Source organism: Lysinibacillus sp. FSL K6-4013, assembly GCF_038630435.1.
Taxonomy (GTDB): Bacteria; Bacillota; Bacilli; order Bacillales_A; family Planococcaceae; genus Lysinibacillus; species Lysinibacillus boronitolerans.
The window spans coordinates 3,129,843-3,146,107 of the sequence record NZ_CP152031.1; the positions used below are offsets into that span (position 1 = coordinate 3,129,843).

The window sequence follows — 16,265 nt, forward strand, 5'->3', positions numbered from 1 at the left end:
TACGTGAAGTGACCTCACATCATGACAAAAGCCAAAGCCGCAAGCGGTCTTTGGCTTTATCACTTAACTGTGCTACTTCTTATTTATCGTCTTTTACTTCTTCGAATTCAGCGTCTACAACACCGTCATCTTTTTTACCAGCGCCAGTGTCTGCACCTGCATCGCCACCTTGAGCTGCTTGAGCAGCTGCTGCCGCTTGTTCATAAACTTTCATCACTAGTGGCTGTAATACGCCTTCTAATTTTTCTTTAGCTGCTTTAATACCTTCTAATTCACCAGCTTCAAGCGCTTTTTTCAATTCATCACGAGCATCTTCAACTGACTTTTTCTCATCTTCTGTAATTTGCTCACCTAGGTCAGCAATTGTTTTATCCACTTGGAATACTAATTGGTCTGCTTCGTTACGAAGATCTGCTTCTTCTTTACGTTTAGCATCTGCTTCAGCATTAGCTTCAGCGTCTTTTACCATGCGTTCAATTTCTTCCTCTGATAAACCAGAATCAGATTGAATTACAATTGTTTGCTCTTTGTTCGTACCAAGATCTTTTGCTTTTACAGATACGATACCGTTTTTATCAATATCGAATGTTACTTCGATTTGAGGTACACCACGTGGTGCTGGTGGAATATCCGCTAATTGGAAGCGACCTAATGTTTTATTGTCAGCTGCCATTGAACGCTCACCTTGTAGAACATGAATATCTACTGCTGGTTGGTTATCAGCTGCTGTAGAGAAAACTTGAGATTTTGAAGTAGGAATAGTCGTGTTACGGTCGATTAATTTTGTGAACACGCCACCCATTGTTTCAATACCAAGTGAAAGAGGTGTTACGTCAAGTAATACAACATCTTTCACATCACCTGTTAATACGCCACCTTGTACTGCTGCACCCATTGCAACAACTTCGTCAGGGTTTACACCACGGTGAGGCTCTTTCCCCGTTTCTTTACGTACCGCTTCTTGTACCGCTGGAATACGTGTTGAACCACCAACTAAAATAACTTGGTCAATTTCAGAAGTAGAAAGACCTGCATCAGATAATGCTTGACGTACTGGACCTACTGTACGATTTACTAATGGTAAAGTAATTTCGTCAAATTTCGCACGAGTTAAAGAAATTTCTAAGTGCAATGGTCCTGCTTCGCCAGCTGTAATAAATGGTAAAGAGATTTGAGTTGATGTTACACCAGATAAATCTTTTTTCGCTTTTTCAGCTGCATCTTTTAAACGTTGCATTGCCATTTTATCTTTTGATAAGTCAATGCCATTTTCTTTTTTGAATTCAGCTACAAGATATTCGATAACTGCGTCATCGAAATCATCTCCACCTAGTTTGTTATCACCAGCTGTAGCTAGTACTTCAAAGACACCGTCACCTAACTCAAGGATCGACACGTCAAACGTACCGCCTCCAAGGTCAAATACTAATACTTTTTGATCTTGATCTTGTTTATCTAATCCATAAGCAAGAGCTGCAGCAGTTGGTTCGTTGATGATACGCTCTACTTCTAGACCTGCGATTTTACCAGCATCTTTTGTTGCTTGACGCTGTGCATCGTTAAAGTAAGCAGGAACTGTAATAACTGCTTTTGTCACTTTTTCTCCTAGGTAGTCTTCAGCATAGCCTTTTAAGTATTGAAGAATCATCGCAGATACTTCTTGTGGTGTGTAGTCTTTATCTTCTATTGTTACTTTTTCAGCCGTACCCATTTTTGATTTAATAGAAATGATTGTGTTAGGATTTGTTACTGATTGACGTTTCGCCACTTCACCAACTTGACGTTCACCATTTTTAAAGGCAACAACAGATGGTGTTGTACGGTTTCCTTCTGGGTTTGGAATTACTTTTGGTTCTCCACCTTCAAGTACAGAAACGCAAGAGTTTGTTGTTCCTAAGTCAATACCAATAATTTTGCTCATTAAAATTTCCTCCTATTATGTCAACGCAAGGGATGCGTTTTCTAACTAATTTTAATTGACTAAATAGCGCAAAGACTATTCGTTCACAGATACCATTGTTGGGCGTAATACACGATCCTTTAAGATATACCCTTTTTGTAGCTCGCGTAAGACAATACCCGTTTCTTTTTCACTATCTTGTTCTTGCATAACAGCTTGGTGAATCGTTGGATCAAATTGCTCACCTTCAGCTTTAATCACTTGCAGACCTTCTTTTTCTGTTGCTTCAATTAAAGAGCGATACACCATTTCAATTCCTTTAATAATCGATGCAGTCTCTTCAGAAGTTGTCTCTACTTGTAAAGCACGCTCAAAATTATCAAGGACTGGTAATAAATCAGATAGTAAGCTTTGTGCGCGGTACTTTTCAGCTGCCTCACGGTCTAACTGATTACGACGGCGCATATTATCGAAGTCGGCACGTAAACGTAGGTGACGATTTTCTTCGTCAGCTAGCTTTGCCTGTAGTTCAGCCAGCTTAGCCTCATACTGTTCTTCAATTGTTAACTCTACTTCTTCCTGAACCTCTGTTTGCTCTACTTCCTCAGTTGCCGTTTCAGCTTGTACATCTTCTTGAACTAAATCTTTGTTTTCCGTTGTTTCCGTCACTTGAATCCTCCTCATTATCATTCACTACGATTCTTCATAAAGGCTTGTGTTAAATCCAAGCGCATTATGTCTAATAAAGCCACAACACGTTTATAATCCATGCGTGTAGGACCAATAATAGCAATGGCTCCCTGTTGATCATCACCAATGGAATAGGTAGTGGTAATGACACTGCAATTTTCCATTTCTAGCTGTTTATTTTCTGAGCCTATCCGAATATGAATACCTGATTCGTTTGGATGGAAAAGTGACTGCACTTGGCTAGTCGTCTCCATTAAGTCCAAAATCATCCTGACTTTATTTAAGTCATGGAATTCTGGTTGGTTGAACATATTCGTTTTCCCACCATAGAATATTTTACTTTCTGAATTATGCATTGTTGCTGTGACAAGTGCATGAATAAAATCATCCGCTGATCGAACATGTTGCTGTAACACTGCTAGCACTTCAGCTTCAAGGCTTTTATGGAGATCTTCTAATGAAACACCAATAAGACGCTCATTTAAGATATTCACCATTTTCTCTAAATCAGAAGCGGTAAAGTCAGGCGGTAGATTGAACATGCGATTTTCTACATGCCCATTATTCGTCACGATAATCGCTACTGCTGTGTCGCTAGAAAGGGGGACAATTGAAAATCGTTTAACACGATGCCTTTGGACATCAGGTCCTAAAAGTATGGAAGTATACGATGTCAGCTCTGATAAAATGTTGGCTGACTTTCGGATAATATGCTCTACTTCTACTAGTCGATCATTAAAAATTGATTGAATTTGTTGAATGTCCTTGGAATTAATACCCTGAGGACTCAACAAATGATCTACATAAAATCTGTAACCCTTTTCCGAAGGCACTCGACCAGAGGAGGTATGCGTTTTTTCTAAAAAGCCTAATTCCTCTAAATCCGCCATTTCGTTTCGAATAGTGGCTGGACTAAATGTAATCCCTTGTTTTTTGGAGATTTGGCGAGAACCTACCGGCTGAGCAGACACAATAAAGTCGTCTACAATGACTTGCAATATCTGTAACTGCCGATTTGTTAGCATGATTATCACCTCTGTTAGCACTCAACTAAGAGGAGTGCTAATACTATTATTAAGTTATCAAATCCCACATTTTATGTCAACGATATCGCTCAATCTTCTAGCAAAAATTGTTGAAATACTTCATTGCCCACAAAACGTCCTTTTCTTGTCAGGCGTACACCAAGCTCATCCAGTTCTAAAAGCCCCTTTGACACAAGATCTTTTATTACCACATCATAATGGGCAGACATAGATGTTTTAAATTTCTCTTCATATATAGAGTGCATAACGCCCTCTGTTTTTCTTAACCCTAAAAACATTTGTTCTTCTCTTTTTTCCACCTGGGTTACTTCATGTGCGTGGACAATTGGTAGCTCATTTGCCTCAACAGCTTCCATATACTTTTTTAATGGACCATGATTGGAATAGCGTATACCTGCTAAATACCCATGAGCACCTGCGCCAAACCCCGCATACTCATCATTATCCCAATAAATCTTATTATGCTCTGAATGATACCCAGGCTTTGCAAAATTACTAATTTCGTATTGTTGAAGCCCCTGTAAAGCCATTTGTTGCATCAGCACATCATACATATCCGCTTCTAGATCTTCTGTCGGTAAATACAGTTTCCCTTTTGCGTACTGATTATAAAAAATCGTTTTCGGTTCCACAATAAGAGAATAAGCAGAGAAATGTGGCAAATCAAGAGTAAAAGCTTTGGCTAATGAATCCTTCCATTGAGCCATCGTTTGCCCAGGCAAACCATACATTAAATCAATGCTGATATTATAGAAGCCAATTTTTCTAGCCAAGGCGATTGTTTCATAGACATGATCATTACTATGCGTGCGTCCAATCTTCTGTAGCAATCCTTGGTCAAAAGATTGAACCCCCATGCTTAAACGATTAACACCACCGTCAAACAATACCTGCAATTTCGCAGCAGACAATTCATCAGGATTTGCCTCTGATGTAAATTCTGTCACACTCTTCATTGGAATATACGTATGAATATACGTTAGTAGTTTGTCCAATTGCTCAGGTGATAAAGCTGTCGGTGTTCCGCCACCAAGAAAAATCGTCTCGATGTTACGGAATTTTTCAGGATGTTTTTCTGTTGTCAGGGCCATTTCTTTTCCAAGCGCTTCTATATATTCATCCACTGGTTGATTTTTAAAATAAAATTTATTGAAATCACAGTAATTACAGATTTGATGACAGAAAGGAATATGAATGTAAACACCTCGTGCCATAGCAATCCCTTCTTTCGCGTTAAGTCTTTTCCATTTCTACATTATAACGAATCCTTAGATGGAACGCTATGAAACCCATTGGTCCTTTTCATTAATATTGATTCTGTAATTACAAAACAAACTGCACCTCCGATTATTAGTAAGAATCTAACAATCGAAAGTGCAGATTTTTTTCATGTATAAAAAATGACGCCCACAGCAATTCCTAACAGCACCAATAAATAAGGCTGTATTTTCCATCGAATTAAACACCATAAAAAGATAGCCACTATGAAAATATCTAACACGCTGAGGATGGTTTGTGTCACAATTGGATGAATAAAAGCAGCGGCTAGAATACCAATGACCGCCGCATTTGCGCCTGCCATCGCACCTCTCAGACGGGCAATACGACTTAGGCTAATCCAAAATGGTAGCGCCCCAACTACTAGCAAAAATGCTGGTAGAAAGATTGCGAAAGTAGCAATAATAGCCCCTGGAACGCCAGCAATGACCATACCGATATATGCAGCAAATGTAAATAAAGGACCCGGAACTGCCTGTGTCATACCATAGCCAGCTAGAAAATCTGAGGTACTTATTTGACCACTTTGAACAAATTGTGTTTCCAGTAAAGGTAAGACAACGTGACCACCACCGAATACTAAGGCACCTGCAAGATAAAATTTCTCCATCAATGAAAACCACTCATGATGCCATAAAGCGCTTAATATAGGTAAACCTAGGAGTAGCATGAAAAAGAGCGCTAGTAAAACAATGCCAGTAGTTTTTGAAATCGGTATATATACTAATTTTGAGGTATTGCCCTCGTCGGTTTTTTTTAGTAGTTGAAAGCCAAAGCAAGCAGCTATTAATATTGCTGCAATTTGTGCAAGTGGATGTATCCACATCAATACTGTTATCAATGCCAAGAAAGCAATCAACCAATGCCATTTTGTTGACAGTAATTTTTTGCTCATGTCCCAAATAGCATGGGCGATAATCGCTATTGCTACTAACTTCAAACCATGAATCCAATCCATCTTCAGCTCTGTAAACATGGAGAAATAGGCAAAAAGAATAAGTATCAGCACAGATGGTAATGTAAAACCAAGAAATGATAGAAAGCTTCCTAAAACTCCACCTCTAAGTAAACCAATCCCCATCCCTACCTGACTGGATGCAGGTCCAGGCAAAAATTGACTTAACATAACAAGTTGACCATAATCATGTGCAGAAAGCCATTTACGCTTCTGTACATATTCCTGTTGAAAATAACCTAGATGAGCTGTTGGGCCTCCGAACGAGGTACAGCCCAATTTTAAAGCAACAAAAAAAATCTCCCAAAGCCTTTTCAAACTCTCAACTACTTTCCATATCTTTTATTTCATCTTACACGGAAAGCTATTTTTTTTAGATTAAGAGTTTGTAAAATTTCCTTCACTATTAATCTTTCTTTATTTTAATTGCAGAATCTACTTTACTGCCCTCACTATTGATTGGAATTAATGTATAATTTCTTTCTGTTAGGTATAGTGCATCTACACGGCTCCCCCACCTTGTACCCTCTTTATTTAATGGATAGGGTGTTGCAAAGCTCCATGATTGTCCTGATTTTGATTGGATTTTGAAGTGCAACGCATCATTGACCACACTTTGTTCAGCATGAAAATAAATCGTTGTCGAAATAGGGGTGGAGACAATTTTGTCAATGGTTATTTCTTGCTGATCAACATGCTTCACTTTTTTATTAACGGAAAAGGTTTCACGGTCTTGTTGTAATTGCTCTTGTGAAGCATCTACCTGAAATTCCCATGGCTTATCAATTGGTGTTTCCACATTCCAATCTTTATAACGAATATCTAATTCTAATTGTTCATCTGACGGAAAATCATCCATTTTAATGCTATTGTATATCGTATAAACGTTGGCAGACTTCGCTATGGACTGTCCTCCATTACGAACCATATAATCTTGACCATTAACGAGAATTTGCGGAAAGAAAAATACTTGATGGCCTGGCTTAAACTCTTTTCCAGGCTCGAAAGTTGCATTCAATAAAATTTGATTGTCATCTATAATCACTTCATTTAATGTTAACCGCCCTAAGCTATTGCTAGCTGTTTTTCCTACATCCGTTTTATAGGCTTCAAAATTCACATCCTGATCCCACCACAAATACAGCATCGATCCACTAGCAATCATTAATAAAAGGATTACAACAATAAACCATTTCTTACTTCTCCGATTTTCCTTATCCAAATCCACAACTCGAATCATATCATTGGACAACCGTACACCTCATTTTTATAAAAATCATTATGATTTATTGTAGTGCTCAATCATGCATTATATAACCTTCTATGTTGAAGATTCATTATGTATAAAAGGATATTACATCCCTTTATGTAGATGACGAACTTTATTGACTTCACGCATTAAATAGTCCACAAAGAGATCATCTCTGACTAGCCACACTTGATTGTTTCGCTTTAAAAACCATTCCGCTTCATTAAAGCTTGCAAAAGTTTGTGTTAGTGGCGTGTTATTTTTTTCAATTATCCAGTCAACTTTATCGTTTGAATAGAGCATAAACATTTCATCTTGCTGGTTTTTATAGAAAGTCCCAAACGTAGACCCCTTTACGTTATAACGATTTCTTTTTGCATCTTCTGGAATAGGCTCTATATGGAAGGTGTCCACTACAAACTGCTTGTATGCATCCAGCGTTAATGAGCAGCCAGCAGCCTTTTGATGACCACCTCCACCATATTTGGCGGCAATAGCTGACACATCAATATGATCATGGATTGTTCGAAAGGATATTTTTTTACTGCCCATATTGATCATCGCAATATAATCAAGATGCGTATTTTCCTTTCCCAATTCATTGCCAAGCTCAGAAAGATAGGATTCTGCATAGACAACCCCAGCATAGAAATCGCCCAAATTTGTTTGAATAAGCTCACGTTTCTTACGCCGAATGTAACGCTCTGTTTTTTCTTCTTCCATGCTTAAAATTTTCTTTTCGAATTCATCGAAGTCAAAATGATCGCTTGTTTTTAAACGCTCAAGCATTTTCTCTTCAAACTCTTCAATTGACACTAGAAAAAACAGTGCATTTAATCTTTGCGCTTGGAAATTTCCATTCTTTTCCCATTCCCATGTATCGTATTGTCTTACTAACTCTACAAATTCTGAAATGGCGGCTGTTTTTTCTAATAGTCCATGGGTCATTAGGTATTGAAAGAACAGAGATGTAGCTGACGTTAAAGCGCCTTGCTCATCCTCAATTAACACCTTTCCCCATTCATATTGATTGAAATGGAGTGCTGTCTTATGATGATCTAGCAATTGCACATTACCCGTCGCCAGATAATAATCATGAAGCTTTTCTTCATTCTCTTTATTCGGAGAAAGGTCCGTAATAAACAAAAATGTTTTCTGTTGGTCGTTTTCCAAAAAGAATTCGATTTCACGATCAAGTGCCGTAATGGAGTTGTAGCGTACCTTCACTTTATCGTTAAAAGCAAGCTTGGCTAATATCCCACACCCAACTCCGTCTAAATCGTTATGTGATAATAATTTATACATATTCTCACCTCCACTGTAGTATGGTTATTTTTTTGGTATTCAAACAGATAATTGACGTTCAAAACGTAACACCATTGATATTGTATTCGAGATAACATACATTAACACCATACATCTTTTATGGTGAAAAAGAGAGGAGACAGTGAATGAAAAGGAAACTATCTTATATCGGCATCGGACTTTTCTTTATTCTTGCATTCGCATTTTCAGCCTATAAATTAATGAATGCACGTGACTATCAATTGTTTGGTTCTATTACCTCTCGGGTTGAAACGCAGGAAAAGGTCGTGGCATTGACATTTGATGACGGACCAACTGATAATACTGGCGCTATCCTATCGTTACTGGATGACTACCAAGTAAAAGCCACATTTTTTCTCATTGGTCAGGACATCGAACAACATCCTGAAGAGGCTAAAAAAATAGTGGTAGCCGGACATCAAATTGGTAATCATACGTATTCTCACCAACGTATGGTATTAAAAAGCCCTTCCTTTATTAAAAATGAAATAGAAAAAACCGATGCCCTTATTGCCAATATCGGGGATCAAGAAAAACCTGCTGTAAGACCACCATATGGTAAAAAGCTAATCGGCTTTCCCTATTACTTAAATAAACATCAACGTAAGACCATCACATGGAATTTAGAGCCTGATACCTTCTTTACAAAGGCAGCGGATAAAATCAATTATGTAAAAGAAAATATTCAACCAGGCTCCATCATTTTAATGCATCCTATGTATGATCAAACTGACAATGAACTACAGGCAATCGAAGGAATTCTTCAGTCCCTTACGGATGAGGGCTATACCTTTGTCACGGTAGATGAACTGCTCAAATATTCCGAATAATACATGCCCGCTAAGAATCTGCACTCCCTTTTGTGCAGATTCCTACAATAGGATAAGGATAGTTAAAAAGCATCAGTTTATTAATAGTATCATCATTATAATTTATATAATTCCCCACACTCCTCTAATTATTGCTTCCTACATCGCATAAACCCCTGCACTCCTTAATTAAAACATCACAGTTATATAATGCCATTAGATGTTTAATTTTTCAGAAATGTCTATAAATATTTTTTCAGTAAAATATAATCACCATCTCTGCTAAAATATGCTATTATACCTTTAGTATAATGTCCTATTTTTATTAAGGTAAAAATAGAGGAAATATGAACTATAAAGGATGATGAATATGCAAAATATCCAACAATTATTCCAAAGCGAGGATGGAAATATCCAACAAAGAGAGAATTTTTTATCCCTATTAGAGAAAATTGTTTCCTCATTAGATGAATTAAAGAATCCAAACAAGACAACTCTTGGCCCAATAAAAGAGCGATCTGCTAATTTTTATCAAGAGCTAATGCAAGAGCATCAAGTGCCAACAACTGGGATTGGACTCGATCAAGTTGTAAAAGAATTGACGCATTTAATGCAAGGACATCCTTATCATACACGTAACTTTGTTACGAATGTTTTACCAATGGCAAGTATTCCTGGAGTGTTAGGACAGTTTACCAACGCCCTATTGAATGGCAATAATTTATGGGATGTTTATGGTCCTGCTGCCGCTGAGTGTGAGGTTAAAGTAGTAGCCATGATGTCTAAATTAGTAGGCTATGATTATACAAAAAGCTTTGGCTATACAACGTGGGGTGGACAAGGTGCCGTTTTCAGTGGACTTCGTCTTGCCATTGCAAAACAATTCCCTCAAGCAAAAGAAGATGGTGTCCCTACTAATTTATATTGCTTTGCTTCAGAGAATGCCCATTACAGTCTTTTAAAATCAGTAGAAGCAGTGGGGATCGGCAGTAAACATTTAGTGCGTGTTAAAGCGGGCAAAGATCATTCGATGGATGTGGAAGACTTACGTGCACGTATGACAGAAGTCATCGAAAACGGTGGCATTCCTGTCTATGTAGTCGCGACAACAGGTGCTACCGATCAATTTGGTATTGATGATGTCCAAGCCATCAAAGAAGTCACAACAACGCTTGAGAAGAAATACAACTTACAACCAGTACATATTCATGCTGATTCGGCTTTAGGTGGTTTTTATGCCTTCTTCAATGATTATGATTTTAATAAAAATCCACTCCAATTCGAGGAGGAGGTTTTACAAGGATTAGCACAAATCCATGAACGTATGCAACATCTAGCCATTGCGGATAGCCTTTGCTTTGACTTCCAAAAGCTTGGTCAAACACCTTATTTAACTAGTCTATTCTTAATTAAGGAAGGTAAAAGTTTACAGCTACTAGATATTGAGGATTTTGATACGCCATATGTAGGCAACCGTGGTTATGGCTCCTATCATACTGGCTATACATTAGAATGTTCTCGAATGGGTAGCTCCATTGCTATTTTTGCTGCATTGCAGGCATTTGGTAAGGAAGGCTATCAACAACTATTAGCTAATTATGTACGTGTGAATTTAGCATTCCGTGCTCAATTAGCTGCGAAAACGCCAATGCTACAGGTGGTTAATGAATCCAATATCGGACCAGTCACAGCGTTTCGTTTATATCCAGATGGCATGAATTGGCAAGCTGAACAAGCTGGTCACTATACACAAGACCAAATAGAACACATAAACGGTATCAATGCTTCATTCTTTGAAATTATTGGAGAAGGTCGAGACGAAGTGTTCTTTGGTGACACAACGCGTGTTTGCACGGTTAGTACAAGTGATACAACACAACAAGTACCCGTTGCAGCGGCAAAGTTTTTCTCTATTTCACCTTATACGGAGACAGAACATATCTCTACTATGATTCATTTCTTACAGCAAAAGCTTAAAGTACTGGAGGCGTCACACATTGCGTATCGTCACTAAATTTAAGAGTTCTTTACTCTACAAATATATTGCCAGTTTCACCATTCCAATAGCGATTATTTCCTTGCTCTTTAGTATTGTGTTATTTGCCGTTTCTTACCGTATTATTGACAATTTTGTTATTAAACAATTTGAATCTACTTTAGAGATTACATCGACCACGATTTTTGAAGATATTGAGAAAAATGATGTAAAGGCAGCGGATAATGGTAGCCCTGACAAATACAAAAAGCTTTTAGATCAATTGAATACAACGGTTAAAAAATATGATGTTGAAAATGCCTATGTCCTTTCTAAAGCAAACGGTAAGGAGCATATCGTCGCTCTAAGTAATACCGACAATCATCAGCAAGATTATGTATTTAGTGAAGAAATGCATGAAGCCGTAGCTACTGGTAACACACAAACAAGTGATATTTACAAGGATGAGTATGGTATCCATAAATCCATTTTTATCCCATTTAAAGATACAGATATTATTTTCGGTTTAGATATGGATGCTTCCTTCATTTCTAAGCTACAAACGGAAACACTTTGGATTTGTATTATTTTAACGATCGTCTTTGTAATTTTTGGTATAATCGTTGCTTACTTTATTAGTGTGGGCATTACGAAGCCAATCAAAAAAATGACGCGTTATGTTGGTCAAGTTGCACAGGGAGATTTGGCTGTCGAACCTCTTCAAATAAAAGGTTCCAATGAAATTGCACAGCTTTCATCAGGCATTGAAAACATGACGGAAGATTTGCGTTCGTTAATCACACAAATCGCACAAAATGCTGAACAAGTGGCCGCCATGTCGGAGGAACTAACAGCAAGCTCTGAACAGACAAGTGCATCCATTCAGCAAATAACCTCTTCTATGCAAGAGGTGGCAGCGGGTTCAGAAAAGCAAACCTCTTCGATTGAAGAAGTGGATAGTCATATTACAACCATCTCTAGCAAAATGTCAGAGGTAGTGACAAGTGTAACCGATGTTACAGATAAGGCATTCCAAGCATCTGCTATATCAGAAAAGGGCAACACAACGATCCAAGATGCTACTGAAAAAATGGCCGTAACATCTCAGGCTATTCAAGAGTCAGCAGCTGTAGTAGAACGTTTAAGCACATACACAAATGAAATTGGGGATATTGTGACACTGATTACCCAAATTACAGATCAAACGAATTTACTTGCATTAAATGCTTCGATTGAGGCAGCGCGTGCAGGCGAACACGGTAAAGGCTTTGCAGTTGTAGCGGAGGAAGTCCGTAAATTAGCCGATCAATCTTTAGAGGCAACTAACAGTATTCGTACACGCATTGAAACGATTAAAGAAGAATCTGCACAAGCCGTCAAATCAATGGCTATCAGTAGCAGTAATCTTGCCGAAAGCTCAACAACATTCAATGCATCCGGAGAGGCATTTGCAGAAATTTATACCCAAGTCACTGCACTGACGAGAGAAATGGACCATGTCAATAACGTGATGTCCAATATCAATGAAGGTGTTAGCAGTATTGCTAGTTCTGTTGAACAAGTGGGGGTCGTAGCTGTTCAAGCTTCAGGCAATATTCAAAACGTAGCTGCTGCCTCTGAGGAGCAATCTGCAAGTATCGAAGAAATAACAGCTTCCTCAAATAACTTAGCTGAAATGGCTCAACAGCTCCGCAATATCATTCAAAAATTCCAGTTATAAAAATAACAAATCCGCTATGCACATTTTCGGCATAGCGGATTCTTCTTTCCATAAAAACTCTCCTACCAAAATGGTAAAAGTTTAGGCAATAATATTTTTCACAACTTTTGAAATAACGGCACCTTCAGCCTGACCTGTCAGCAATGGTTTTGCAATTTTCATGGCTTCTCCCATGTTCATTCCTTTTCCAACACCCGCTGCCACTAATTTCTCTGCAATTTCTTCTTCTGATAATTGCTTTGGTAAAAAGGATCTCAAAAGTGTCAATTTGGCTTCCTCTTTTTCAATCAGGTCTGCTCGCCCAGCCGTTTGTGCACCTTCTAAAGCCTGATTTGTTTGTTTGACCTCTCGATTAATAATAGCTATTTCTTCGTCAGCTGTTAAAGCCTCTCCCTTTTCTTTTTCAGCTGAATCTAATGCTGACTTTAAAAGAGATAATACACCCTTCGCTAACGTATCTTTTTCTCTCATTGCCGTTTTTAATTGTTCAAATACTTCTGTTTTTAACAATGATCTCACTCCTTCTAACCGTCTATATCAAAAAAATTATATCATAAAAATCATGAAGGATTATAGTTCGTTGCATCTGCTAACTTTACTTTATAGTGTAATATTCCCTTTAACTCACCTTCATAAGAAAAAATGCCTTGCTGAATTAATTGACGCAGACGATAGTCAATCCATTCAGCCTCTCTCAATTCCTCCATATGCCCCAGTACCTCTCCAATTAACCTAGCTGCAACTTCGTAATGAATTTCCTCTTGTTCTTCCTGTAAACGTTTAGCACAGGTAATGATCAAGTCATCCTCTCTATCCTCATTATTATTTCCCCAAAGTTCATGATATTTCCATGTATGTATGCAATCGTAATCATCCATTAACAGATTTAGCCCTTCTTTGCATAGGGAGTGCCTCAATGCTTCTTTTAATGGCCATCTTTGGAAATGTTCATAAAAGTAAAGTAAATCCTCTGTGTTGACCTCTCCAGTCGATCTTGGATAATGATCCTCTGCTAACTGTGGTAAAGTATATAACTCATGAAATAACTGAAAAGTATCTAATACATAGATATCATTTGTTTTCTGTTCGAGCATCGCCAAAACGAGTCGAAGCCCTATTTGCTCATGAGCATTTTGACAAGTCCAAATCAGTATATCCTTATGAGGGGGGATATTTTTAATTTTCTCTATGGCTTCCTTCATCTCCCGCTCACATATGATCAATCCATCATCTTCTATTAGATAGCGCTGTTCCAACCATTGAAAACGAGCTTCAATTCCGTCCCTTGTATGTACATCTTTCAAAGGACCAACAGAAAAATTACCTGGCACAACAATAATCTCCTCGGACTTAGCATAGTCAGGATTACGAAAGGCTGCTTTCAAGCTCCCCCCAGGTGAATGACCGAATACAATATGCACCGTTTGTACCGTTGAAGAATCCCGCTCCTCAGCTTGCTGTAATAAAAACTCTAACATGCTATCTCTTGACTGTTCATTTATTAAAGTTAAAAGAAGCATCGACTTCGCATCAGCTTCACTCAATCGTTGTATTGACTGTTTTAGTTGGTTGATCTTCTCCATCATCTGTACTCCTTTATTTAAAAACACCTAACCTTATCATACCTCTTTATTACCTCAAATTACTAATTTAGTTAGTTTTAAAGATATGTTACTACTATTGCTAGTGAATTCTTTAATCTGGGCGGAGGCTCACTTCTTTTGAGCGACTTGCTCACTTTTTGGGGCAGGACAATGTATGAACTATTTTCTCCAGAGCTAAAAACACTCATGTCCCTATAAAAAAACATACTACACGTAGTAGCTCAACTACGACGGTAGTATGTTATTTAATCAACATTCGTTAAAAATACTTTTCCTTTTTTAGTTCCCTCAACAGCATCGATTGCCTTATGGATATCCAATAATGGAAAACGAGCATGTACATTCATCATTTTTAAGGAGCCATCCTGTACAAGGTGTATAAGTTGTTGCATCGTTTGTTGCCATTTTTCAATTGACGTCTGACGTTGCCAATGACGTAAATGAAAGATCCTCGCTTGCACCTTTGCTTCCTTCACAATGTTTGTCCAATTTACCTGAATACCCGATAAAAGACCAATAGCTAAAAAAATACCCTCGGGCTTTACGCAGAAGGCAAGCTGATTGCCGGCCTCTCCGCCAATCGAATCAATTGCTGCATCTGCTCCCTTACCATTTGTTAATGCCATAACGGTTTCGTAAAGTGGCATTTGAGAGGTATCAATGACAAAAGCTGCCCCAAGTTGCAGTAATTCTTCAGTATGCTGATTACTTCGTGTCACTGCAATAAGCTGATAGCCTAGCAATTTCGCAAGTTGAGCATAGAGATGTCCAATGGCAGAACCACAGGCATTTACTAATAAGACATCGTTTGATTGTAAATTAAGTACCTCTGAGCATGTTACGAAAGCTGTGATTGGATTAATATACATTTGTGCGGCTGTAAAATCATCCATTGTGTCAGGAATAGTCACTGCAAAATCTGCTTGCGTTTTCACTATTTCCTGCCAAGTTCCCTCTCCCCGTAAAGGTAATACGCGCTGGCCAATAAGCCTTGGTGAAACAAGCGGTCCAACCTCTTCAATAATTCCTACACCCTCATAGCCAGGTATAGTTGGTAAAGTGATTCTATGAGCATATTTCCCCCATATTGGTATTAAATCTGAAGGATTGATCGGTCTGGCTAGCATGCGAACAAGAATTTCTTGACCTTGAGGAGGCGCGATGGTTTTATTCTCTAGCCTTACAACCTCTTGCGGATTTCCAAATTCATAAATTTTCAGGCATTTTGCTTTCAACGATTCTAGCTCCTTTATTCATTACGTATAAAACAACATCATACCAGGAGCATCTATTTCACGTTCCTTAAATCCAAGCTTCTGATAGAAAGTTTGTTTACCTTTAGCACAAAATAATTGAACCCATTTTATATTTTCCTTCTGACATTGCTCTAAAAGAGCATCCATCACCATTGTGCCAACTCCTTTTCGTTGATAATCAGGGTGCACCATCACATCACAGATAAATGTTTGATAGATACCATCAGAGATAATACGTCCATAGCCAATTAGATTGCCTTCATCATATATAGATGTACTGAACCAGCTATTACAAATAGCCTTGTATAATTGTTCATACGTATACTGCCCTTTTGCATTCCAGCCAGTTGTTTGGTGCAATGCTTTATACGAGTCTATCGTCGGATTTGTTTCTTTGATTATATACATCTAACAGACTCCTTATATTGAATAAATATACAAAACAATAAATATTTAA

14 protein-coding genes are annotated in these 16,265 nt (G+C 38.1%); 3 read left to right on the plus strand and 11 right to left on the minus strand.

The genetic code is table 11. The features are described 5' to 3' along the window. Positions 1–79 precede the first annotated feature (79 nt). The 7 genes from dnaK to MHB39_RS15530 all read right to left on the minus strand — a co-directional run bounded on the left by dnaK (position 80) and on the right by MHB39_RS15530 (position 8,423). Complete coding sequence (gene dnaK / locus MHB39_RS15500; RefSeq protein ID WP_036076287.1) at positions 80–1,921, minus strand: molecular chaperone DnaK; 1,842 nt, start codon at positions 1,919–1,921, stop codon at positions 80–82. Positions 1,922–1,996: 75 nt separating this feature from the next. Next, entirely contained in the window at positions 1,997–2,569 is a 573-nt protein-coding gene (grpE, locus tag MHB39_RS15505) for a nucleotide exchange factor GrpE (RefSeq protein WP_016992465.1), read from the minus strand. Between the two features lie 17 nt (positions 2,570–2,586). Continuing rightward, complete coding sequence (hrcA, locus tag MHB39_RS15510; protein WP_016992466.1) at positions 2,587–3,615, minus strand: heat-inducible transcriptional repressor HrcA; 1,029 nt, start codon at positions 3,613–3,615, stop codon at positions 2,587–2,589. An 89-nt stretch (positions 3,616–3,704) separates the two neighbouring features. After that, positions 3,705–4,850 (minus strand): radical SAM family heme chaperone HemW, encoded by a 1,146-nt coding sequence (hemW, locus tag MHB39_RS15515; protein WP_016992467.1) that lies wholly within the window; start codon positions 4,848–4,850, stop codon positions 3,705–3,707. Between the two features lie 173 nt (positions 4,851–5,023). After that, positions 5,024–6,187 (minus strand): chromate efflux transporter, encoded by a 1,164-nt coding sequence (gene chrA / locus MHB39_RS15520; protein ID WP_339280169.1) that lies wholly within the window; start codon positions 6,185–6,187, stop codon positions 5,024–5,026. A gap of 88 nt (positions 6,188–6,275) precedes the next feature. Beyond that, positions 6,276–7,121, minus strand: coding sequence for a DUF4179 domain-containing protein (locus tag MHB39_RS15525; protein ID WP_339280170.1), 846 nt, complete (start codon positions 7,119–7,121; stop codon positions 6,276–6,278). A gap of 102 nt (positions 7,122–7,223) precedes the next feature. Next, positions 7,224–8,423, minus strand: coding sequence for an oligoribonuclease (locus MHB39_RS15530; RefSeq protein WP_342544458.1), 1,200 nt, complete (start codon positions 8,421–8,423; stop codon positions 7,224–7,226). A 146-nt stretch (positions 8,424–8,569) separates the two neighbouring features. On the opposite strand from MHB39_RS15530, the gene MHB39_RS15535 reads away from it, so the two are divergent. The 3 genes from MHB39_RS15535 to MHB39_RS15545 all read left to right on the plus strand — a co-directional run bounded on the left by MHB39_RS15535 (position 8,570) and on the right by MHB39_RS15545 (position 12,948). After that, positions 8,570–9,274 (plus strand): polysaccharide deacetylase family protein, encoded by a 705-nt coding sequence (locus MHB39_RS15535; RefSeq protein WP_342544461.1) that lies wholly within the window; start codon positions 8,570–8,572, stop codon positions 9,272–9,274. Positions 9,275–9,623: 349 nt separating this feature from the next. Beyond that, entirely contained in the window at positions 9,624–11,267 is a 1,644-nt protein-coding gene (locus tag MHB39_RS15540) for a pyridoxal-dependent decarboxylase (RefSeq protein ID WP_036076283.1), read from the plus strand. Continuing rightward, positions 11,251–12,948 (plus strand): methyl-accepting chemotaxis protein, encoded by a 1,698-nt coding sequence (locus tag MHB39_RS15545; protein WP_342544464.1) that lies wholly within the window; start codon positions 11,251–11,253, stop codon positions 12,946–12,948. Before MHB39_RS15540 ends, MHB39_RS15545 begins: the two co-directional genes overlap by 17 nt. An 81-nt stretch (positions 12,949–13,029) precedes the next feature. On the opposite strand, the gene MHB39_RS15550 is transcribed toward MHB39_RS15545, so the two are convergent. The 4 genes from MHB39_RS15550 to MHB39_RS15565 all read right to left on the minus strand — a co-directional run bounded on the left by MHB39_RS15550 (position 13,030) and on the right by MHB39_RS15565 (position 16,216). Continuing rightward, on the minus strand, positions 13,030–13,458 hold the full coding sequence (locus MHB39_RS15550) for a GatB/YqeY domain-containing protein (protein WP_048392170.1): 429 nt from the start codon (positions 13,456–13,458) through the stop codon (positions 13,030–13,032). A gap of 50 nt (positions 13,459–13,508) precedes the next feature. Beyond that, positions 13,509–14,531 carry a DUF1835 domain-containing protein gene (locus tag MHB39_RS15555; protein ID WP_339280173.1) on the minus strand — a complete coding sequence of 341 codons (1,023 nt, stop codon included), beginning with the start codon at positions 14,529–14,531 and terminating at the stop codon, positions 13,509–13,511. 266 nt (positions 14,532–14,797) lie between these two features. After that, complete coding sequence (locus tag MHB39_RS15560; protein ID WP_339280174.1) at positions 14,798–15,787, minus strand: zinc-dependent alcohol dehydrogenase family protein; 990 nt, start codon at positions 15,785–15,787, stop codon at positions 14,798–14,800. Positions 15,788–15,808: 21 nt separating this feature from the next. Then, the gene (locus MHB39_RS15565; RefSeq protein WP_339280175.1) at positions 15,809–16,216 is read right to left on the minus strand and encodes a GNAT family N-acetyltransferase; all 408 of its coding nucleotides are present in this window, start codon (positions 16,214–16,216) and stop codon (positions 15,809–15,811) included. Positions 16,217–16,265 lie beyond the last annotated feature (49 nt).